This is a genomic window from Methanimicrococcus blatticola, from assembly GCF_004363215.1.
GTDB classification, from domain to species: Archaea; Halobacteriota; Methanosarcinia; order Methanosarcinales; family Methanosarcinaceae; genus Methanimicrococcus; species Methanimicrococcus blatticola.
The window spans coordinates 15,594-38,333 of sequence record NZ_SNYS01000006.1 but is presented as its reverse complement, the minus strand read 5'-3'; the positions used below and the strand labels follow the sequence as shown (position 1 = coordinate 38,333).

19 protein-coding genes, 1 tRNA gene and 1 pseudogene are annotated in these 22,740 nt (G+C 42.5%); 19 read left to right on the top strand and 2 right to left on the bottom strand.

Going from position 1 to position 22,740, the window contains the following annotated elements:
• Positions 1 to 136: 136 nt before the first annotated feature.
• From C7391_RS02230 to C7391_RS02205, 6 genes are all read left to right on the top strand, one after another.
• Positions 137 to 547, top strand: a complete 411-nt coding sequence (locus C7391_RS02230; RefSeq protein ID WP_166627368.1) for a GerW family sporulation protein — start codon at positions 137 to 139, stop codon at positions 545 to 547.
• Positions 548 to 581: 34 nt separating this feature from the next.
• The gene (locus tag C7391_RS02225) at positions 582 to 1,895 is read left to right on the top strand and encodes a DUF2953 domain-containing protein (RefSeq protein WP_133516930.1); all 1,314 of its coding nucleotides are present in this window, start codon (positions 582 to 584) and stop codon (positions 1,893 to 1,895) included.
• 115 nt (positions 1,896 to 2,010) lie between these two features.
• Positions 2,011 to 2,991 (top strand): beta-ribofuranosylaminobenzene 5'-phosphate synthase, encoded by a 981-nt coding sequence (locus C7391_RS02220; RefSeq protein WP_133516929.1) that lies wholly within the window; start codon positions 2,011 to 2,013, stop codon positions 2,989 to 2,991.
• Positions 2,984 to 3,970: an NOP5/NOP56 family protein gene (locus C7391_RS02215; protein ID WP_133516928.1), complete on the top strand. Its 987-nt coding sequence runs from the start codon at positions 2,984 to 2,986 to the stop codon at positions 3,968 to 3,970. The genes C7391_RS02220 and C7391_RS02215 overlap by 8 nt, the downstream gene beginning before the upstream one ends.
• A complete protein-coding gene (locus C7391_RS02210; protein ID WP_133516927.1) occupies positions 3,967 to 4,671 on the top strand; it encodes a fibrillarin-like rRNA/tRNA 2'-O-methyltransferase in 705 nt (234 codons plus the stop codon). The genes C7391_RS02215 and C7391_RS02210 overlap by 4 nt, the downstream gene beginning before the upstream one ends.
• Positions 4,672 to 4,750: 79 nt before the next feature.
• A complete protein-coding gene (locus tag C7391_RS02205) occupies positions 4,751 to 5,548 on the top strand; it encodes a phospholipase D family protein (protein WP_133516926.1) in 798 nt (265 codons plus the stop codon).
• Positions 5,549 to 5,553: 5 nt separating this feature from the next.
• Here C7391_RS02205 and C7391_RS02200 read toward each other — a convergent pair whose 3' ends face one another.
• Positions 5,554 to 6,009: a Zn-ribbon domain-containing protein gene (locus tag C7391_RS02200; protein ID WP_133516925.1), complete on the bottom strand. Its 456-nt coding sequence runs from the start codon at positions 6,007 to 6,009 to the stop codon at positions 5,554 to 5,556.
• Positions 6,010 to 6,286: 277 nt separating this feature from the next.
• On the opposite strand from C7391_RS02200, the gene C7391_RS02195 reads away from it, so the two are divergent.
• The 10 genes and pseudogenes from C7391_RS02195 (at position 6,287) to mtaB (ending at position 17,460) form a co-directional block, all read left to right on the top strand.
• Positions 6,287 to 6,361: transfer RNA gene (locus C7391_RS02195), tRNA-Met, on the top strand.
• A 189-nt stretch (positions 6,362 to 6,550) separates the two neighbouring features.
• Positions 6,551 to 6,805: a hypothetical protein gene (locus C7391_RS02190; RefSeq protein ID WP_133516924.1), complete on the top strand. Its 255-nt coding sequence runs from the start codon at positions 6,551 to 6,553 to the stop codon at positions 6,803 to 6,805.
• 184 nt (positions 6,806 to 6,989) lie between these two features.
• A complete protein-coding gene (locus tag C7391_RS02185) occupies positions 6,990 to 8,099 on the top strand; it encodes a hypothetical protein (protein WP_133516923.1) in 1,110 nt (369 codons plus the stop codon).
• Between the two features lie 45 nt (positions 8,100 to 8,144).
• A pseudogene (locus C7391_RS08645) lies at positions 8,145 to 8,198 on the top strand (hypothetical protein); the annotation flags it as partial.
• Between the two features lie 525 nt (positions 8,199 to 8,723).
• Positions 8,724 to 9,956 carry a GLUG motif-containing protein gene (locus C7391_RS02180; protein ID WP_133516922.1) on the top strand — a complete coding sequence of 411 codons (1,233 nt, stop codon included), beginning with the start codon at positions 8,724 to 8,726 and terminating at the stop codon, positions 9,954 to 9,956.
• Between the two features lie 45 nt (positions 9,957 to 10,001).
• The gene (locus C7391_RS02175) at positions 10,002 to 11,102 is read left to right on the top strand and encodes a GLUG motif-containing protein (protein WP_166627367.1); all 1,101 of its coding nucleotides are present in this window, start codon (positions 10,002 to 10,004) and stop codon (positions 11,100 to 11,102) included.
• A gap of 253 nt (positions 11,103 to 11,355) precedes the next feature.
• On the top strand, positions 11,356 to 12,693 hold the full coding sequence (locus C7391_RS02170) for a tryptophan--tRNA ligase (RefSeq protein WP_133516920.1): 1,338 nt from the start codon (positions 11,356 to 11,358) through the stop codon (positions 12,691 to 12,693).
• 108 nt (positions 12,694 to 12,801) lie between these two features.
• On the top strand, positions 12,802 to 14,307 hold the full coding sequence (gene pheS / locus C7391_RS02165) for a phenylalanine--tRNA ligase subunit alpha (RefSeq protein WP_133516919.1): 1,506 nt from the start codon (positions 12,802 to 12,804) through the stop codon (positions 14,305 to 14,307).
• A 975-nt stretch (positions 14,308 to 15,282) separates the two neighbouring features.
• On the top strand, positions 15,283 to 16,059 hold the full coding sequence (gene mtaC, locus C7391_RS02160; protein WP_133516918.1) for a methanol--corrinoid protein MtaC: 777 nt from the start codon (positions 15,283 to 15,285) through the stop codon (positions 16,057 to 16,059).
• A 12-nt stretch (positions 16,060 to 16,071) separates the two neighbouring features.
• On the top strand, positions 16,072 to 17,460 hold the full coding sequence (gene mtaB / locus C7391_RS02155; RefSeq protein WP_133516917.1) for a methanol--corrinoid protein co-methyltransferase MtaB: 1,389 nt from the start codon (positions 16,072 to 16,074) through the stop codon (positions 17,458 to 17,460).
• Positions 17,461 to 17,749: 289 nt separating this feature from the next.
• Here mtaB and C7391_RS02150 read toward each other — a convergent pair whose 3' ends face one another.
• Positions 17,750 to 18,082: a hypothetical protein gene (locus C7391_RS02150; protein ID WP_133516916.1), complete on the bottom strand. Its 333-nt coding sequence runs from the start codon at positions 18,080 to 18,082 to the stop codon at positions 17,750 to 17,752.
• A 665-nt stretch (positions 18,083 to 18,747) separates the two neighbouring features.
• Here C7391_RS02150 and C7391_RS02145 point away from each other — a divergent pair.
• The 3 genes from C7391_RS02145 (at position 18,748) to C7391_RS02135 (ending at position 22,733) form a co-directional block, all read left to right on the top strand.
• Positions 18,748 to 19,311, top strand: a complete 564-nt coding sequence (locus C7391_RS02145; protein WP_166627366.1) for an acetate uptake transporter — start codon at positions 18,748 to 18,750, stop codon at positions 19,309 to 19,311.
• A 583-nt stretch (positions 19,312 to 19,894) separates the two neighbouring features.
• Positions 19,895 to 20,464, top strand: a complete 570-nt coding sequence (locus C7391_RS02140) for an acetate uptake transporter (RefSeq protein WP_133516914.1) — start codon at positions 19,895 to 19,897, stop codon at positions 20,462 to 20,464.
• A gap of 262 nt (positions 20,465 to 20,726) precedes the next feature.
• Positions 20,727 to 22,733, top strand: coding sequence for a hydantoinase/oxoprolinase N-terminal domain-containing protein (locus C7391_RS02135; protein WP_133516913.1), 2,007 nt, complete (start codon positions 20,727 to 20,729; stop codon positions 22,731 to 22,733).
• Positions 22,734 to 22,740 lie beyond the last annotated feature (7 nt).

The window sequence follows — 22,740 nt, the reverse complement described above, 5'->3', positions numbered from 1 at the left end:
GAGATACCTTATTATACAAATTAATTGATAAAAATACTAAAGCCGAAATGAATTAAATAAAGTCAAATAGAATCAGGCTGATTTATTTTCAATTATCAATTACGAATTATTCATTTTAAAAACAAGGATGAGAATCATGACAATTCAGGATGTTATTTCAGAGGTCACAAATGAGCTTGAAAAAATCGTCAGCGCGCAAACCGTCATCGGCGATCCGATTATTACTTGCGGAAAAACATTAATTCCGGTGACAAGACTTTCTGTCGGGTTTGCCAGCGGCGGATTTGAAGCCGGCAGCAAATCCGGATCCGAACTTGCCAAAGCACCTTATGGCGGCGGCGGCGGCGCAGGCGCGAGGGTTGAGCCTGTCGCATTTATCGTTATCGACGGCGACAAAACAGAAATTCTGACTTTAAATGAATCGCGCTTGGAAGACGAAATCGTCAGATTCCTCGGCATGGTTCCTTCCATTATTGATAAAGTCAAAACGGCTAAGAAAGAAAAAGAACCCAAAGCCAGAATCATTGAAGTCGATGACGGCTGCTGAAGGTCAAATTCCCGTTTAAACGGTTGACAACGGCATGACGTTTCAGACAGCTCTGATGACAGTCGGGCATTATCTGCTTCTTGCAGTCGGCCTGATTCTTCTCCTTTTTATTCTCATTTTAGCTGTTGCTTTCCTTCTGACGCTTTTCATGCGCTTTTTTGCCGATATTTCATTAAAAACCGCAGGCGGCAAAATTCAAACACTCATCAGTTTGCGGTTTAAAATTTTATTTTATGAAATCGATTTGTTATACATTGACACTTTTGATGACGAATCCGATTCGAATATTGACTCTGATTCTGATTCCGAATCAAACAATTCCGAGCCGGATAAAAACACATATCATGTGACCTTAACGGATGAAAAAATCAGCGTTCAGACAATCGAAAGCAGAAAGCACAGCAGTGAATATGAAATTATTATTCACACAGAAGAAACCGGTACGAAAGACATTAAAATTTCAGACGGCGTTCAAACAGTCACTTTAGATTCATCTGAGATTGTTTCTGAAACTGAAGACATTATAACGTATGATGAAGATGAATTTATCGAAGCCGAAATCGAGACTGAACTCGAAAATGAATCAACCGAAACCGTTGAAACGACTGTCATTGATTATGAGTTTGAAGGCGATGCTTCGCGCGGCGGCGACGCGGCTGACAGCGACGGCACGGTCTTTACTGAAGAAAACGATGATGGCAACGACGACGATTATGATGTCGATTATGATGACGATGATGAGACGGATGACGACGAATTCGATTTTGATTTCTCGGATTCATACGACGAAATAAAACGGTATGTCGATTTGTCCGATCCCGAACAATTTGTTTCGGATTCAATGGGTGCCGCAGTTCGTGTTTCAAAAGCGTCGGCCCGATTTGTAAGTGATTTGCTTTTGAGGGCAAAAATTGATGAAATGTCGGCCGACGTGATTTACGGTTTATCGGATCCGGCAAACACGGCGTTGTCTTTTGGCGCGGTTCATTCTTTTAAGGCTTCTGTTTATGCTTATATGGCAGATGTTGAAGAAAAATCACGTTCTTCAAAAAGACGCAAAAAGGCGGCGGAAATCGGAAAAATTCTTCGCGACGACATTCAAATTGTTCCCGATATGACGCAAGAAACATTTGAAGCGGACACAGACGCATCTTTTTCTTTTTGGATGCCGCGTCTTTACATTCCGACATTGCGTTTCCTGTTGAATAAAAACACGCGTTGGACCCTTCGGCATTATCTTTATCCTTACTTTATCCGCCAGTATATTCGAACATGGAAAGCGGAACGCAAGCAGAGGAAGGCGGAACAAAAGGCGGAGAAGAAATCCGATTCTGCTGTTTCATCCTGATTCTTTTATAAAATGAACAATCTTTTTTTGTCTTTTTGCAAACGAATAGCTTTAATTATTTGAGTTCTTTTTTTGGTTACATTTATAAATTAATTCACTGTTATTTACGAATTCTATGTTTGAAATAAAAACGCCTTCCCGCATTCATATGGGCTTGATTGATATGAATGGCGGTTTCGGCCGGCTCGACGGCAGTGTCGGACTGGCGCTTCAAGACGGCGGCATTTCGCTTCGCGCTCAAAAAGCAGATGCTGTTACTGTTACCGAACGGTTTGAAAACGGTTCCGTTCAGCCGTGCAGCCCTGAGTTCACGGCACAGATTACCGGTCTCGTCTCTTCGCTGCTGCCCGAAAACGAAGGCGTTGAATTCGAATTTCTCTCTCCCGCCCGCCAGCACATCGGCCTCGGCTCGGGAACGCAGATTGCGCTCTCAACCGCGATGGCCGTTAACGATCTTTACAGTCTCGGCAAGAGCGTCAAAGAATTGGCGCAAATCACACGTCGCGGCGGTACTTCCGGTATCGGCGTTTTAGCGTTTGAGCACGGCGGATTTATTGTTGATTCCGGTCACAAAATGACGGATAAGAACGGGTTTTTGCCGTCTTCAAGGAGCACGGCGCCGCCGGCTGATTTATTGCTTCGCTTGGATTTTCCGGATTGGGACATCGTTGTCGCGATTCCGCCCAAAGTCGGCATTAACGGCGAAGAAGAAAAGAAATTTTTCCAAAGCGTTTGCCCGGTTCCGATTGAAGACGTTCGGGAAGCGTCTCATATTGTTTTGATGCAAATGATTCCGTCGATTCTTGAGCAGGACATTGAAAGTCTCGGAAACGCGGTCAATCAGCTTCAGAAAGTCGGTTTCAAAAAGCACGAAGTTGCTGTTCAGCCGCCCGATGTCAAATCTGTGATTGATTTAATGCTCAAGAACGGGTTGCACGGCGCGGGAATCAGTTCCTTCGGTCCGGCCGTTTACGGCTTTTCAGAAGACCGCAAACATTCGGAAGAGCTCAAATCTGCTCTTCTTGAAAAAATGCCTGCCGGCAGTGAAGTTCTCATTACGAAAGCCAACAACAAAGGAGCGGAATATCATGTCTGATTCTGAAAAATCTAAAAATTTTTCGGCTTGGTTTGGTTCTGTCACTTACGGCGGTGATTTTTCATTATCGGAAAAACCGCTGATTTCCACATCTTCTGAATTATCGGATCAATTGATTTCAACGCTTTCTTCTTCTCAAAATATTCGTTTGATTTCGTCTCTTAAACCTGTTTTTAAAGAAGAAAAACCGGATTACAGGGCTTTGGCAAAAGAGGCTGGATTAGCGGACACCGATGCGGAATATGTCTCAACGCTTCGTGAAATCGCAATCCAAACCGCTCGCAAACAGCTTTCCGCTTCCATGACGGAAGATAAAAAAGTGATTCAAGCGGTTGAAGCACTGGATGATTTGAACGAAACGATCAATCATTTAACGGAGCGGCTAACCGAATGGTACAGTGCTTATTATCCGGAATTGGATTTGCCGGGCGAAGCGTATGTCCGTTTTGTTTCTGAAATCCCGGAATCCGCTTCCCAATCATTGATGGGCGCACCGGCAACGCACGAAGATTTGCTTTTGCTTCAATCGTTTGCCGATGACATTCTTTCTCTTTACGAGCGAAAGGCCGCCGTTGAATCTTTTATTGAAATGAAAATGAAAGAAACGGCGCCGAATTTATCTCAGCTGGCCGGTGTTGTTTTAGGTGCCCGCCTTCTCAGCATGGCAGGCGGTCTGAAACATCTGGCAGCAATGCCGTCCGGCAGCATTCAAGTGATGGGCGCGGAAAAAGCAATGGTCAAGCACTTGCGTTCCAATGCGCCGTCGCCGAAGCACGGCACTATTTTCAGCCACCCGATCCTGAACACGGCACCGTTCCGACTGCGCGGCAAAATTGCCCGCTCATTCGCCGCCGCTGTCAGCCTCTCGGCTCGAACTGACTATTATTCAGGCACATTCAACCCGAAAATCGAATCGGATTTGAACACCAAAATCAATCGGATTAAACAAGCTTCATCTCAAAAGGAGGTCAAGGAATGACCGACTTTTTAAAACCTTATTCTGACGGCGTTTATGAAGGCCGTATGCGCGGTAAATTCCAGCTTTATACGAAAAATGCCGCGCCGGGCTCAATTGTTTACGGCGAAAAAATCATGACCGACGATGACGGCACGGAATATCGGTCATGGGATCCGAAAAGAAGCAAACTCGGCGCGCTTTATCAAAAGAAAATTCGCGTTCCGCTCACATCCGGCTCCCGCGTTCTTTATCTCGGCGCCGCAAACGGCACAACCGTCAGCCACGTTTCCGACATTTTAGCAGAAAGCAGCGGCGTCGTTTACGCGGTCGAATTTTCCGAGCGACCGATGCGTGATTTGGTCATGCTCGCTGAAAAAAGAAACAACATCATTCCGATTTTTTCAGACGCGACGCGCCCTGAACTTTATTTCCCGATGGTTGAGCCGGTTGACGTGATTTTCCAGGACGTCGCTCAAGCGAATCAAGCAGCAATCGCCTGCAAAAATGCGGCTTACTTCCTCAAAGAAGGCGGCCATCTCATTTTATCCATCAAAGCCAGAAGCGTCGATGTCGCCAAAAATCCGAAAAAAGTCTTTGCCGAAGAAATCAAAACGCTTGAAAAGAATGCTGACGCCTCATTTAAAATTCTGAAAACAATCGATTTGGCGCCGTTCCATGTCGATCACATGGGCGTGATTGCCGTAAAAAATTCAAAAGAATAATTTTCGTCAAGTTAATATATTCTCTTTGTCATTATTTTTTAATTCGTTTTAATTTATATTTTATTTTGGAATTGGTTTTATGGTTAAATTATTAGATACATCTCATTGTTCAGCGGAATTGAGCGACCTTGTTAAAAAAGCTAATAAAGAAATTATTCTTGTCAGTCCGTATCTTCAAATTTCACCGCGTCTTTTGGATTTGTTGAAAGAAGCAAGTTCAAGAAATATTTCTATTACATTAATTTACAGAAATGATAAATCAACTGAAAAAAATTCAGAACAATTGAATGAGCAAAAGAATAAGTTGAGCGGCCCCAACGTTAAGATCGTCTCCTTGGAAAATTTACATGCTAAATGTTATTTGAATGAATCAACGGCAATTATTACTTCTATGAACCTGTATCAATATTCTCAAGAAAACAATATCGAGTTCGGTGTGCAGATTCAAAAAGAGTATGATTCGGATTTGTATAATGAAGTGTACAACGAAATTCAAAGAATTTATAGAATCAGTCAACTTGGAATATCTCAGAATAATGATCCGAAAGTAGTTCAAGAACCGAATCCGCCATCATCTAAAAAACAAAAAACATCTTCTACAAAAGCTATTCCACCGGCATCTGATAAAAATAGCTTTTTGGATTTAATCGCCGATTTTATTTTCGGTCCTGACCAAAAATGTTATTGTATTCGCTGTGGAACAATTATAGAAGGTGATCCCGATAAACCGTTTTGTAAAAAATGTTATTCTTCATGGGCACGGTTTAAAAATGAAGATTTTGCAGAAAAATACTGTTTTTCGTGCGGGGAAGAAAAAGAAACAACTTATGCAAAACCGATTTGTCGGAAATGCTATAAGTCAAAAGTAAAGAAATAATTCAATTATTTCTTCTTACTTTTTTTCGCTTTTCCGGATTGCTGAAGAATCATCGGCAAATCAATGGCGTATTGTCCTTCTTCTTTGATACCGACAACGATTTCATCTTTTTCCATGATGGATCCTAAGTTTAATTCATAGGAGCCGGCATCTAAAATACGAATTGAGTCGACACGGTCGGGGTTCAAATCTTTTTTTCTGACATCATCAGAATCAAGTGCCCTGTCAATGTCTTCAAGCACGTCGTCAATGGATTTTCCTTCCTTTTCGGCAATGCGTTCCTCAATGTTCCAATCGGATGGCGTCGGCAGGATTTCCTCAAATACGGGTTTTGAGGAGATGGGTATTTCTTCCGCTCTAACGTAAAGGAATTTGTTCCATTTACATTCCGGACAGCCTGTCAGAATAACGGAATCCCCGTCTTCAAAAACAGCACCGCATTTTGTACATCTGTGTGGCATTGGTTCACCTGAAATATAAAAGTTGAATTGAAAATGAAATGATTGATACTAAAATGATTGATACTAAACACTCAATTACAATATTTAAAGATTTATTTTCAAAAGAAAAAAAGACGCCGAATTTTAAAACATTCTGTTACTTCTTTGGGTTTGTTCAAATTCCCGCCGGTCCAAAGTTCTGCATTAACTATAAATAAAAGAAATCATTTTTTAACCTGCTTTCATATTGATGACTGGTCATCAATTATGATTTTTCAAAAACGATTTTAATCTGCAAAGCGAGGTGGGGTAGCCAGGAGATCCCGACGGGCTCATAACCCGTAGACCGATGGTTCGAATCCATCCCTCGCTATTCATTCTAATTCATTATTCTGATTCATTAACTTCTTTTTTCAGTTTTTATTCCAAATCCGACAATAGCTATTATTTTTATATGACTTCTTTTAAAATTAAATCTGCCAATTGATATTTATTTCAATTGACATTTATTCAATTGATTATTGTTTAATTGATTATTATTGATTTCAAAAGGGGTTAAACTATGAGCAACAAATTAAAACCGATTATTCTAATCAGCATAATTTTTCTATGTCTTGCGTTTTTAAGCGGTCCGGCAGCAGCTGCAACAGAACTAGATCCGGATTATGTCCAGGAAGATATACCCAATTATATTCCGACGCCCGAAGATTTAGGTGTGAAGCCTGTTTGGTTTTGGCCGAGTGTGGTTTTGCTTTTTCTTTTGATTGTCGTGATTATCGCTGTTTGGGCGTGGAAAAAATATCAAAAACAAAATTAAAAACGGAAACTCAATTAAAAATAGGAAGAAGATGTTCATTCGAACATTTTCATTATTTTTTAAATCGTTAATCGGATATTTTCCCTATATATTCTATATTTTATCTTTAGTTATTTTTATATAATGTTATTCCATATTACTAATATTATATCTTTTTTATTGAACTCCAAGGATGAGTCTAAAGATGAAATTAACAACAATACTGATGGTTGCCGTTACGGCAATTTTAATGATGAGCGTACCTGCTCTTGCAGCTGGCGATTTCAGCGGCGGAGACGGTTCAATGGGGAATCCGTATCAAATCGGGACACCGGATCAGCTTCAAAAAATCGGTGAAATCGAATATCTGAATTCACATTTTATTTTAATCAACGATATTGATTTTTCAGGATGGGACAAAGATTGGGTCCCGATCGGTTTTGAAGATGTCGATTCTGACTATGACGCAGAAACTTATTTTGTCGGCACTTTTGACGGAAAAGGACACACCATCTCAAATATGGCTATTTCCGGAACCGACAATGTCGGAATTTTCGGTTTGGTCGGAAATGCGACTTTTTTTAATCTTCAGTTAGATAACATATCGGCTGAGGGCGAAAATTATGTCGGCATATTGGCCGGTCAAACCGCCAAAGATACAAATTTGTTTGTGATGAATGTTTCTGCAAAAAACAGCAAAATTAATGCAACCGGCGATTATGCGGGACTTTTTGGCGGCATCAGCCAGGCAGAATTCGTTAATATCTATCTCTATAATTTGGAGGTTTCAGGACTCAATAATGTCGGAGCACTGACCGGTGGTGATTTTGACAGATGTTCCGGAATTTCTCTGACAAATTGTACGCTTGAAAACAGTTATATTCAAGCTGAAGATGGCGGTTCCAATATCGGCGGTTCCAATATCGGCGGTTTTATCGGCTCATTCGAATCCGCTGAAATCATAAACAGTGCCGTTAAAAACACTCAAATTGCAGCTAACTCGGCAAACAATGTCGGCGGTTTTGCAGGAAGTTTATATGATGCAACTCTTCTCAAATCAAACATCGGTGAAGAGTCAAAAATTACAGCCAATGATAATGCCGGCGGCCTCATCGGGTATGCCGAATATGGAAATTTCAGTATATGTTATGCTGATTGTGACATCGAAGCAGAAATAGGCGTCGGCGGTCTTGCCGGTGTTCTGGGCGATTATTCAATCATCCTTGAATCTTTTACGGAAGGAGAAATCACCGGAAAAGAATCTGTCGGCGGTTTAGTCGGCTCAATCGGCAATGATGTTGCTGCAGGTTTTTAGTACAGCTCTTCTACAGCAACAGTTACATCGGAGAACAATAACGCAGGCGGTCTCGTCGGTTCATCTGAAGGAAATATAACTTTCAGAAATTGTGCATTTGACGGCGATGTAAAAGCTGATATAAATGCAGGCGGCCTCGTCGGTTTATCCGATGCCGACACTGAAATTCAATTTATCAAATCTTATTCCACAGGAACCGTTGAATCGAAGTCTGAGATTCTTGCTAATGCCGGTCTCGGCAATGCCGGCGGCCTCGGCGGAAATCTTTATGATTGTATTATTGACAGAAGTTACAGTTTATCCACGATTACAACAGGAGGCAAGAACGCCGGCGGTTTAATCGGCATCGGTAATGCAATTAATATAGACAACAGTTATTTTGACGGCGACATTACAGGTTTAACCAATGTCGGCGGCTTAATCGGCCGGTCTCTCTCTCCTGACTCTTCTATTAATACCTCTTATTCAAAAGGAACGATTAAAGGTACATCAAATGAAGGCGCGGTCGGCGGCCTTGCAGGCCTTTTCTCAGGTTTTTCCGGTGCTCCTTTTGCAGGAACAATTGAAAACTCTTATTCGGAAGCAGATGTCATAGCATCAACAGTAGGAGGAGCAGCGTCCGGATTGACATCCTCATTTGATACAGCTGCGTCTTGTTATTTTAATGGGACTTTAGAAGGCAAAAATAGATACGGAATCGGCTATCCTATTACCAGCGCAGAAAATGTTTATTTCAATAATAAAGTAACCGAGGCCGGATTTATTTCCACTTACGGTCTCACGCTCGCGGAACTGAAGGACCCGGATACGTATGCCGATTGGGATATTTATGATGCCGGAAAAATGCATCCGGAAAACACTTGGTATATTTTGGAGGATGAGCTTCCCCAACTTCTTTATTTCTATGATGCAGGCGAACCGATTTATGTAAACGGAAGTAATTTTGCAAACATCGGTTCATACAAAAAGATTGAGGATGCAGAAGGCCGTGAAGTGTATTGGTCTTTAAACGCGGATTATGTACTCGTCGAAAATGCGTTTGTCAATAAAGGAGAAATCAATGACGGTATTTGCTTTACCGATGGTTTATTCCCGATTGGCGCGGATTGTCATCCGTTTACAGGAAGTTTAACCGCTCAAAACGGGGCGACAATTAAAGTCGAATGGGAGTATGATGCAGATACGGCGGGTCCCACCGAAGAACCGTACCCGGGCTTGTTTAAGGTTGCCGAAGATGCAGAATTTAACGACATTCATTTAATTCTTAATGCCGACGGTACCGATTGCGGTTCAAGCGGATTTATTGTCAACAGCAAAGGCGTCGAAATTCGAAACAGCCAAATCACCGGAACGAAATTCTTTGCTGATTGCGGTTCTGCCGGCGGTTTCATCGGCCAAGCTTCGGGAAGAAATGTTTTGGAAAATTCTAATGTCAATATTCCTGTTTTCGGCTCGGGAGACATCGGCGGTTTTATCGGAATGGCTGAATCTGATGACCAAACAATTGTTTTCATTAAAAATTGTCATTACAACTTTACAGGTGACGTTTCTCCGAAGTCTTCAGTCACAGGCTGTCCGTCCGGCACCGGGTCTGTCGGCGGTTTGGTCGGTTACATGTCGCAAGGCGTAATCGAAGATTCTTCTGTTACAGGTTCTATTTTCGGTCCGGAATCTGTCGGCGGTTTAATCGGAATGTCAGAAACATCGAATCGTTTTGTTTTGATTAATAATTCTTCAACACACGGATCTGTAACAAGCAACGATGAAATAGCCGGCGGATTAATCGGGTACAGTGATGCTGAAAATGTTCATATTATGAACAGTTATGTCACAGGCGACGTCAGCGGTAAAATTTAGGCCGGCGGTCTTGTCGGATCTTCCGTCACTCATCCGGTGACGATTTTGTCCTCTTACACGACAGGCAATATTCAACTCAACGACGATGCCGGAAATCCTTTGAAAGCGGGCGGTTTGGTCGGTTACAGCGGAAATGGTATTTCTCCCGGGAGTTCATTAATCATTTCTTCTTTCTCAGCCGGTCATGTTGACGTTGTCACGACAAGCAATGATGATGAATATATTAGTGCGGGAGGGCTTGCCGGTGAAATTTATGGTACGGCTCGCATTATTGACAGTTATGCAACCGGCTCTGTCAAAACAACATATCCGGACGGCAGTTTGATGAAAACAAAAGTCGGCGGTTTGGTCGGCTCCGTTGAATCCGGTATTTTCATCAACAGCATGGCGTTAAATGAATTCGTAAACGGTTCTGCCGAACCTGATAACGGAAAAATCCAAACAAACAGAATTGCCGGATATATCGGAAACGATGCCGATGACGTTGATTTTTTGTGTGATCCGGATTTATGTGCAGGATCTTGTTGTACATCCTCTTTGGATTGTGAATGTGATGAAACTACAGATTGTTGCCCCGGATGTTGGTATCCTCTTTACGATGATTCATTAATTATGTTGAATTGCTTCGGCTGGGATTTGATGAAAAACGGCGATGTTCTTTTTGAAGAAAACGATTATAAAAACGGAAAGAACATTACACGCCGTCAGGTTTGGAATAATTATCCGAACGAGCCCGCGCCGTGGACAACATGGTCACACCCGAAAGAAAATATTGATACAATTGAGACGTTTTCACTTTTCCGCACATTTGCAGCATTGGACAACTGGGAACAAACTTCCAAGCGTTTGAATGATTTCAGTTTATTCAAACTTCCTGTTCCGGAGTTCGGTCAGGGAACGGTTGAAGCCGACGCTCGCCACTTAATTCCCAAAGACGATGGCGGCAATAACGGCAACGGCGAAGGAAACGCAACAATCGGAACCGGCGGCACAAAATATATTGGTGTCGAAGAGCCGATGGGCGGATTTGAAGAAGAACCCCAAAAGGCAGCGGTTTCGGTTATTCTGCTGTTCATGATTGCAGTCGGAACATTCTGTTTCGTCAGAGGATCCGATGAAATGGATTCCAAAGATGAAAGAAGATAAAGCGGCAAACTAAAAAATGCTTCAAATGCCGAATTTTTTCGGCATTTTCTTTTTTCAAAAACAGATTCATTTTCTTTTTTCAATTTTTTAAAAACCGATCTAAAACAGATCGGATCTAAAACAGATCGGATCTAAAACAGATATTATTAAGAATGAGAATTCTGATTCATTCAACAAAAGTTTAAACTTAAATGAATGACTTTTCAATTCATTTCTCACTCTATATTATACTGTTATTATCACGTGATTCTTTATGGCGCAAAAATTGGACCCGTGGAAGTCGTCTGAAATCAGCGACTACTCAAAACTGTTTGATGAATTCGGCATTCAGCCGTTTGCGGAAGTGCTCGATGAAATCCCGAATCCGCACAAATACATGCGAAGAGGCATTATTTTCGGCCACCGCGGTTATGATATGATTGCTGACGCAATCAAAAATCAAAAACAGTTTGTCGTTCTTGACGGCTTTATGCCGACAGGCAAAGCGCACTTCGGCCACAAAATGGTGATGGATCAAATTGTTTGGTACCAAAAGCAAGGCGGAATCGCTGTTATCGGAATCGCAGACCGCGAAGCGCACGCTGTCCGCGACCTGACCTGGGAAGAGTGTAAACGAATCGGCGTTGAAGAATACATCACAAGCTTAATTGCGCTCGGGCTTCAACCCGAAAACGCGCGCATTTATTTCCAATCAGAGTGTCAGCCGGTTAAGGATTTGGCATTTGAACTCGGAACGAAAGTTAATTTTTCTGAAATGGCTGCCATTTACGGCTTTTCCGGCGAGACGCATTTGGCGCACATGATTGCTGTGCTGACGCAGGGCGCAGACATTTTGCACTCTCAGCTGCCGATGTACGAAGGACCGATCCCGGTCGTCGTTCCGGTCGGTGCCGATCAGGACCCGCACATCCGTCTCACGCGCGACATCGCTTCTAAAATGAATATGTTCCTTATCGAACGCCGCGAGGATTCCAAAACAGGCAAATCCTATTGGAGTGTTCGCGGGAAAAACGCGCCTGAAGACGCGCTGAAAGAAATCGATAAAAACATTCGCGGCGGCTTCGGAGGCGCAGGCGTTTCAACAAAACTTTCCAAAGAACACATTGATATTTTCGGTGATATTTCTGAAGCCGAACTTTCTGAAATCGTTAAAAATGCGGAACTCGCTCACGGCGGCTACGCTTTTATGATTCCGGCATCCACTTATCACCGTTTCATGAGCGGTCTCACAGGCGGCAAAATGTCGAGCAGCATCCCGGAAAGCAACATTGCGCTTTCGGAAGATCCGAAATCGGCTGCCAAGAAAATCATGAAAGCCAAGACCGGCGGGCGCGAATCGGCTGAAGAACAGCGCGAGCTCGGCGGCGAATTTGACAAATGTTCGGTTTATGAACTTTATCTCTTCCATTTGACTGATGACGATGACGAACTGATTCAGGTTCAAAAAGAATGTACGAGCGGAAGCATTCTTTGCGGTGAATGTAAGAAAAAAGCGGCCGGCAAAATGGAAGCTTTCTTAACGGATCTTCAGCAGAAGCGGGAAGAAGCCTTTGAAAAATTGCCGTTGTTCAGCATTGATTACCGCAAATGAGAGAACAAATGAAAGAACAAATGTGAGAAAAATATCAGAGAGAATATAAGAGATAAGTTTCATTTAAGGGATAAAAATTAATTTGCTCCAACGAATCGGGGTTTTGAAATGACGGATTATGATTTAACGAATAATGAAAAAAAGGTTCTGCTGGCTTTGAATGAGCTTGAGACGGCAGAATTGAAAGATATTGTCGAAATTTCGGATTTAAACGGAGACGCTTCCATGCAGGCGGCTTTTTTATTGGAAGAAAAAGGTCTTGCCAAAGTTGATGAAGAATCTTTTGAACTCTACGGTCTCACTGAAGAAGGCAAAGAATACGCGGAAACAGGCCTTCCGGAAAGACAAATTATTGACAGCATCGACGGCGAAACGCCGCTTGAAGACCTTCGCGCTTCCTTTTCACCGCAATTGGTCGGCATTGCAACCGGCTGGCTTTTGAAGAAAAAATGGGCGCGCATTGATGACGGCGTTCTCATTCCGTCCGGCAGCGCGCCGAAAGGGCAAGACGAAGACGTTCTCAGCGACCTTTATGAAAATTCGTTGGAAAACAACACATTTGACCCCGTTTTTGAATTGCCGGCAGAATTGGCTTCCGACAAAATCATTTCCGACCTTTTAAAACGCAAACTTCTGGAAAAAGAAGAATACACAACGCGCAAAATTATAATTACGGATCAAGGGAAAGCGTATGCGTCAGAAGGGATTGAGATTACGGAAGAAATCGCGCAAATCACGCCCGAACTTTTGAAAAGCGGAGATTGGGAAAACAAATATTACCGCCCGTATAAAATTCAAAAACCTCTCAAACCGATGTACGGTGCCAAATCTCATCCTTATCAGCGCCTGATTGACCAAATGCGCCAGATTTTCTTGGAAATGGGCTTCACGGAAATCAAAGGCGATATTATTCAATCTTCATTTTGGAATTTTGACGCGCTTTTCCAGCCGCAGGATCACCCGGCAAGAGAAATGCAGGACACATTCCACTTAGATTCCCGCTCCGAAAACCCCGATAAATATGTTGACAAAATCCGCGCTGTCCACGAAAACGGCGGCGAAACAGGATCTTGCGGCTGGGGCGGTCGCTGGAGTTCTGAAATCGCGGAAAAGAATGTGCTTCGAACGCATACAACTTCTGTGACGGTCAAATATTTGGCGGACAATCCGGTCGGTCCCGTTAAAGCGTTCTGTATTGACCGCGCTTACCGCCGCGAAACAATTGATCCGACGCACACGCCCGAATTTGAACAGCTCGAAGGCGTTGTCATGGACAAAGACATGAGCTTTGCCGATCTGCTCGGCTGCTTAAAAGAATTCTATCACAGAATGGGCTTTGAAGAAGTCCGCTTCCGTCCCGGTTATTTCCCGTACACCGAACCCAGCGTTGAGCCGGAAGTTTGGATTGACGGTCTCGGCTGGGTCGAACTCGGCGGCGCAGGTGTTTTCAGAAAAGAAGTCACCACACCGCTCGGCATCACAGAGCCGGTTTTGGCGTGGGGTCTTGGTGTCAGCCGCGTTGCGATGCTGAAACTCGGCTTAAAAGACCTTCGTGAACTTTATCAGTCTGATATTGACTGGCTCAGAAAAAGCGAAATCGGGAAAGGCATTTAATTCAAAAATCCTTTCCGATTTATTTCATTTTTAAAAATTTCATTTTGTTTTTAAATTTATTTCGTTTTTAAATTTCATTTGTTTTTTAAATTTTATTTTGTTTTTAAATCTCATTTTGATTGTTAAAATCTATTTTTTTAAATGTTATTGGTTTTTTGATTTAATTCATTTCGAATTTCTTTATCAAAGTTCAAATTATAACCGTTTTATCATTTTCATAACCTTTCTGAATTTTCAATCACCGTGTCAAAATCGTAATCGGTTATTTCGGGATATAAAAAGGTAATCCTTGAGTTTCTCTTGCCTCTGCTTTTTTCGTCAGGAATTCCATATATCTATATATTTTTATAATTTGTTATTCTATGAATATTATCTTTTTAAATTCCTGTTAGTCGTTCAAACTATCAAAAATTTTGACACCTTTTTTGAGCATTTTTGGGCTTTTTTTAGAAAAACAATTTATTTCGTATTTTTTTTATAATTAAAATCAAAAACAGAAAACACTGACTTAAATAAAGTTGTTTTATATTTTATTTTTCTCAAAAAACTTCTAATAACCGCTTCGAAAAAAATAGGTGCGGTTAATGTATATACTCAAATCCGCCAAATAGAATATTGCAGTAACACAATTGGTTTTGTGTTCTTGCACGTATGGTTCGTGACTGAGGAGAATACGGAAAAAAAATTACAACCAAGTCGTTTCTTTGGGTAAAACCGGTTTAACGGTTTCATCTTCAGAACTATTTTGGTCCTCAAAAAAATAATACAAGTGTGTGTATTAAAAAAAGTGTGTATTGAAAAAATTTGTGTGTGTAAATATACATTGTGAAGAAAGCGTAGGTTTTGAACAGGGATTTTCGTGTGTGTGTGTTGAAAAACCTTTAAAACGTGTGTGAAATTTGAGGACCGGTTAAATGAATGTGTGGTTGTTCTCCCCGCTCTCCTGTTAATACAGATCGAAACGGAGAATCTAATATGTTAGACTTTAAAAAAGAAGATATTGCAACAATTCTTGTCAGATATAATGTGGCCATGGAAAAAACCATGACCCCCGACGAAGCAGCAGAGCAACTCTATCCGAAAGACGCGCTCTTGAAAGCAGTGGCAGTTGCCATCTACGAAGGCGAAGAAGACGACGTTATTGATGCACTCGACGCACTTTTAGACGCAGGCAAAGACCCGATCAAACTTATTGACGAAGCACTTCTCCCGGGAATGGCTGTCGTTTCTGCATTATATGATCAGGGTATCATTTTCCTCCCCAACGTTATGATGTCAGCAGACGCTATGCTTGAAGGCATAGACTACTGCAAATCCAAGACAAAAGAAATTCCGAAAGCAAAAGGAACCATTATCTGCCACGTCGCAGAAGGTGACGTTCACGACATCGGTAAGAACATCGTTGCCGCTCTCTTAAGAGCAGACGGTTTTGATGTCGTTGACCTTGGCCGTGATGTTCCGGTTGACGAAGTTGTCGCAAAGGCAGCAGAAGTTAAACCGCTTATGATTACCGGCACAGCTTTGATGACAACAACAATGTATGCTTTCAAAGAAGTGAACGACAAACTTGTTGAGAAAGGCTTAAAGATTCCGTTCGCTTGCGGCGGCGGTGCTGTTAACCAAGAGTTCGTTGAAAGCTACAGCCTTGGTGTTTACGGTGAGGAAGCAGCAGAGGCTGCGAAGTTCGGCAATTACATTTTGAAGAACGGCGCAGACATTGCAAAGATGAGAAACGAATTCCACATCCACTAAGGAGGCAGCAAAATGGCAGTTAACAGATACACAAAGATGGCATACGCAAATGCAGACGAAATGACCTTCGGAAGAGCAAAATTCCCGGTAAAAGCAGGTTTAGGACTTGAAATCGGTGCAGGATACACAATTCCGGAATTAAACTATGCTCCGAGACCCCAAGCCGGTGTCTCCAAAGAAGCGCTCGTTAAAGAATACGAAAGAATTACAAAAGACGCAATGGGAAGAATCGTTCAGATCGGTGCTCCGTGCGTCGTTTTAGAAACAGAACACGTTCAGCAGATGTCTAACAACCCCGACTGGGGTGCAGCTGTTGCACACGCACAGAAAACCATCATGGAAGAATACCATGAAGAATACGGCGTGAAATGTGCTCTCAGACACACCATCGGTGACATTCGTGAAGACAGAGATTACCTCGCTCTCCGCGGAAACAAGAACGATGTCATGCTCGAAGCATTCGAGAAATGTGCTGTTCAGGGTGCTGACTTATTATCCATTGAATCAATGGGCGGTAAGGAAGTTTTCGACTATGCCATCATTCGTGATGACATTGCCGGTGTCTTGTTCGGTATCGGTGTCCTTGGTACAAGTGACATGGAATTCGTGTGGCAAAACATTGCAAGCATCGCCAAGAAAACAGGCAGAGTTGCAGCAGGTGACACAGACTGTGCCCAGGCAAACACAGCCATGTTCATTGCCGGCGGTCTCTTAGACAAGAACCTCGCCCACACAACAGCCATCGTTGCCCGCTGTATTTCAGCCGCAAGAACACTTGCAGCATACGAATCCGGCGCAACCGGTCCGGGTAAAGACTGCGGTTATGAAAACACCATCGTTAAGTCCATTGCCGGTGTTCCGATCACACAAGAAGGTAAATCTTCAACCTGTGCTCACTCCGACGTTATGGGTAACTTAACCATGCAGTGCTGTGACATGTGGTCCAACGAATCTGTTGAATACCACGGTGAATTCGGCGGTACAACTGTTCAGGTTTGGGTTGAATCCCTTGCTTACGACTGCTCTTTGATGAACACGGCCTTGAAGACCGGAAACGAGAAGATTCTCCGTGACCTCTTCACTCTCTCTGACAAGTACAGAGACCCCCAGGGCTATGTCCTCGCATACGACAACGCATACCGTGTCGGTGAAGCAATCGCAAAGAACGGTAACGACACCTACCTCCGTTCCAAGGCAGCTGCAGAAGAATGCTGTAAGATTCTCGATGAAGGTATCAAGGGCGGCAAGCTCTCACTCACCAAATTCGAAATCAATGCACTCAATGCAATCAAGAAAGACTTGGCAGCACTCCCGACCGAAAAAGCAAAATTCGTCGAAGAATGCATGGCAAAATACAAGGCAGAAGTTCCGGTTTTCAAGACCGAAAACTACGTCCTTTAAATTTCCTGATAAAACAAACATTTGGCAGGGTTTATCCCTGCCGTTTATTCTTTTCAGGAAGAATTTGAAATTAAATATTATTTATTGAATTTCACTACCAACCTCTCAAACCTCTCAAATATCACCCAACCAAAAATGCAATCTTTTAAACCTCTCTCTAAAAAGATTTAAAATGTTTTTTAAAAAACAGCATTTATCCATTATTTTTCTCTTTTTTCCTCCCCCATTTATTTCTCCATTTTTTCCTTTTTTTCTTTTTTTCTTTTCTTTTCCTTTTCTGTTTGAAAAATCAATCTCTGTTTTTGAAATATTTTGAAACCGTTCTCTGTTTTGAAATATTTTGAAATCGACTCTCGGCTTTGAAAAATTTCGAAAAACGGTGCAGTTCGCGCGCGGCATCTTTGCCGTTGCAGGTAACAACGGTAACTTGGACGGCAGGTCGCAGCGATGACTTGAACGGTGGGTAGCAGCGGTAACTTGAACGGTGGGTAGCAGCGGCAACTTGAACGGTGGGTAGCAGCGGCAACTTGAACGGTGGGTAGCGGCGGCAACTTGAACGGCCGGTGGCAACGCCCCGTTCGCGCAAGCGAACGGATGTGATAAAAAGAAGCAGATGCGCCAATCAAAACGGGTGCCGGCAGAAAGACAATTGATGTGATAAAAAGAAGCAGATGCACAAATCAAACCGGGCACAGGCAGGACGATAATTGTTGTGAGAAAGAGTTTTCCGTTTTTGCTGTATCGGCCGGGTACGAATCCGCAAATTTCCGTTTCTCTCTTCGCTCTGCTCAGATCGAAATCCGGTTCGCTGCTTCGCACCGCCCGGAAACGAAAATTAGCGGGCGGTTGCATTGGGTTTTAATTATTTCCAAAATAAAACCATACTAAAACATATTAAAACATACAATACATCCTCTTTTCTTAATATGAAAAAACGAACGCCGATTTAATCTGAAAAATTTGATTTAATCAAATAATTCAATTTTGAACTGTTTGTAATTGTCGATAATTATAATCTCTCTTGATTTCATTTTACGTCAATCTACGTTTTTGATAACGTCAATCGGCCGCTCCTTTTTTCAGAAATTGTTCTGTCTTTTGGTGTTGTTTTCTCAATTAATTTTTGACTGAAAGATTTTTAAATCCCAATTTTCTTTTCGGCGTAGTTGTTTGCTGAATTGGCAGACAGTTGTAATTGTAAATTATTGTAAATCGTTATTACATTGGTAAAAACGCTATTGGTTAATAAAAACAGGCGGATTTGTCCGCCATTTGGAGGAATTTACTGTGAGTGAACAAGTTATTAAAATCGCTGACACAACCGGCAATCCGGGTGCTCTTGGTTTAACGGGTTTTTCTTTGGCAACATTAACGCTCAGTTTCCATAACATGGGCTTGGTTCCGGAAAACATGACTGTGATTGCGATGGCAATTTTCGTCGGCGGGCTGGCTCAGCTTTTGGCCGGCATGATGGCCTGGAAAAAAGGAAACACATTCGAAACCGTTGCTTTTACCGGATTCGGTGTCTTTTGGCTCAGCTTCGCTTTCATCTTAATCGCGCCGCTCGGAACAGCCGCAGCCGGCGACTTCGGTCTTGCCCTTTACCTTTTGCTTTGGGGCATTTTCGGTCTCGGTCTTTTGCTCGGAACATTGAAAATGGGCGTTAAAGCGTTAGTCGTTGTCTTTACCTTATTGGTTTTGACATTCTTCATGACGGCCGCTTTCCATTTCGTTTTGATCCCCATCGTCGGAGTGATTGCCGGATTCTTCGCCTTCCTTTTAGGCGCTGCCGCATTCTACACCGCAATGGCAATCGTGTTGAATGAAGTCGGTTACAAATTGCCGATGTAATTCAAAAGATTCAAATGAAAAAAATCTAAAGAAGAGATCTTCTCTTCTTTTCATTTATCTTTCCATTAATTTTCGTTTACATCTTCATTGCTTTCATTTATGATTCCATTCACATTTTATATTCATTTTCAATTCATTTCTAAAACCATCTCTTCTCATTTCGTTTTCTCTAATTACATTTCGATTATTATTTTCTCATCATTTTACTTTTTTAATGCGGCTTTATTTTTTTAATATGGCAATTGTCGAAAAAACAAGATGAATCAAAAATTTTGTTCGCCGTTTGCCGAATTATTTTTTATGCCGATACTTGTCGTTTCAACACAAAACGACCTCCGTCGGCTCTCTAAAACTCTCTTTATTATTGTGAAAAGTTTATAAAAGCGGAGGCTTATATTGATATTACCGAAAAGATGCATGTTTGGAATCATATTTGAAATCGGGAGTGTGTTTCGATTTTTTTGTTTGATTTCGTTATTCGGATGCTTTTTTTGGTGTGTGTGTTCGTATAGGCAAAACATCCGTTAGTCTATACTCTCAAAAAATATGGTAAATTGTTTAGAAATTTTGGAGGATATAATAAATGTCTGAATCTGAACAAGTGGTTCGAATATGTGACTCATGGGCAACACCGGGCGCGCTCGGTTTGACCGGCTTCAGTATGACAACCCTTATGCTGGCATTTTTTGACCTGGGATTATTCGGTGATGCGCTTGCATTGATTTCCATGTCAATTTTCGTCGGCGGTATCGCTCAATTCTGTGCAGGCTTAATGGCCTTTAAGAAAGGAAATACATTTGAAACAGTCGCGTTCTGCGCTTTCGGTTCTTTTTGGATCAGTTTCGCTTACATCTTAATCGCGCCGTTCGGATCCGATCCGGCAAGCGCGACAAGCATCGGCATCTATCTCTTGATCTGGGCGCTTCTGGCCGGTTCAATGCTGTTTGGCGTCATTAAATTGAAAGCCAAATTCCTGATCGCAGTTTTCGCGCTCTTGGCACTTGTTTTTATTGTCACCGCAATTTTCTATTTCACGGGAATTGCCATTGTCGCAACAATTGCGGGTATCCTGGCTTTGATTTTGGGACTTGTCGCGTTCTACACAGCGATGACCATTGTCCTGAATGAATGCGGATACAAGCTTCCGTGTTGATTTGAACGGTATTTGCCGGGAGCGGTTCTTCGCTCCCGCTATTTTTTATTTCGTTTTGTTTGATTTATTTGTAATTTATTTGATTGTTTGATTTGTTTGTTTGATTTGTTTGTTTGATTTATTTGTTTGATTTGTTTGATTTGTTTGATTTTTTTAATTTGAAAAAATGATTTCTGTTTATAAAATATTAAATATGAACGAGACCCATTTCTTTTATTGAAAATATTTATCGTGTGTAAAATCAATAACGGTGTGTTTAATCATGGCTTACAGTTTAGGAATTGACGCAGGCGGAACGTATACAGATGCTGTTCTCATTCGTGACGAAGACGGAACAGTTGTTGAAGCCGGCAAAGCATTGACAACATATCCCGACCCGATCGGCGGAATTAAAAGTTCAATCGGCATGCTGGATGCTGAAAAGCTCAAAGGAGTAAACATTGTTTCACTCTCAACAACGCTTTCAACAAACACGATTTTAGAAAACAAAGGCTTCCCGGTCGGCTTAATCATGGTCGGCGATTACAATATTCCCGATATTCTGCCGGCGCAGATGTATTGTCTCGTCAGCGGCGGGCATGACAGCAACGGCGAAGAATTAGAATCGCTGGACATTGAAGCCGTTAAGGAATTTGCGCTTTCCGTCAAAGACCGTGTTTCCGCTTTTGCCGTTTCGTCTCTTTTCAGTGTCAGAAACGCTGATCATGAGCTTCGCGTCAAAGAAGAAATCTTAAAACTGACAGGGCATCCGGTCGTCTGCGGCCACGAACTCTCACAAGATCTCGGCGCGTATGAGCGAGCCGTCACCGCTTTTTTAAATGCGCAACTCATCCCGATTACTTATAATTTCACTAAATCCATCATTTCCGAAATGGAAAATATCGGCATGAACGCAACGCTTTTGATGCTCAAATGTGACGGATCCGCCGTCAGCATCGAAGAAGCCCTTGAAAAGCCGATTGAAACGATTTTTTCAGGGCCTGCTGCCAGTTTGATGGGCGCAGCGTATCTTTCCGGCTTGAAAACATGCGCGATGATCGACATCGGCGGCACCAGCACAGACGTTGCTTTGGTTCAAGACGGTTTGCCGGAAATGGATGACTCCGGCGCGGTTGTCGGCGGCTGGGCGACGCGTGTCAAAGCGATTCGAATGGAAACGGTAGCTACAGGCGGTGACAGCCACGTCTATGCAACGGACGACGCCAACCGCAAAATCCATCTCGGCCCGCTTCGCGTCATGCCGCTCTGCCGGGCTGCTGTTTTGTACCCCGGATTTTTGGAAAAACTTCGGGAAAACAAGCTTCCGCCCCGAAAATCCATTTCTCAATTCATTCTTCCTTCCGTTTTTTATGTGAAAACGGATTTCCCGCCGATTGAAATGACCACGCTTGAAGAATTGGTTTATGAGGTGATTGATTCCGATTTCCCGACATCATGGTCAGATATGTTTGAGCGTCTCAACAAAAAAATGCCGATGTCGTCAGTTTTAGAATCTCTTGTGAAAAAGCGTTTGATTCAGCCCATCGGATTTACGCCGACAGACGCGCTTCATATTTTGGGCGATTACACAGAATGGAATGCAGAAGCCTCTCTTATCGGCGCACAAAAAGAGGAGCGTCTGACTTACAAAAACGCCGAGGAATTGGCAATCTATGCCAAAAAACAAGTCGCAAAAAACATGGCTTCCAGCCTGATTGAATATTTGGTTCCCGGCATTACAAAACGCGACGTTGAAAAAGTGCTTTCCGGAAAATATCATACAAAATTCGCGGTTTCAGTTCCGATTGTTTTAATCGGTGCTCCGTCAAGCGCTTACGCCGGCGAAATCGGCGAACTGATCCAAGCCGAAATTCTGACGCCGAAATTTTCAGATGTCGGAAACGCGGTCGGCGCATTGGTCGGAAACGGCATTTACCGGACAGACATTTTGATTAAAAAGAACATCCGAGATGAAGACGATTTAGCGATAACGGAATTCATTCTTTTCCACGGCGGTCAAAGTGAAATTTTCCCCTCTTATCAAACCGCTCACGACAAAGCGCTTCAAATCGGAACGGATTTTGTCATGTCTAAAATGCTGAAAACAGGTCTGAAAGACAACCAAATCAGCATTTCTCACACCGAAAAAAATCTCCAAATCGGCGGAGACACACCCTATGAATCCAAAATTTCTTTTGTCGGTGTCGGCACATCCCGATACGATATTCAAGCCGACAAAATTCCGGATTTCGTGAAATTTATAAATCCTGAAAAAAGTAAACGAATTTGAATTATTT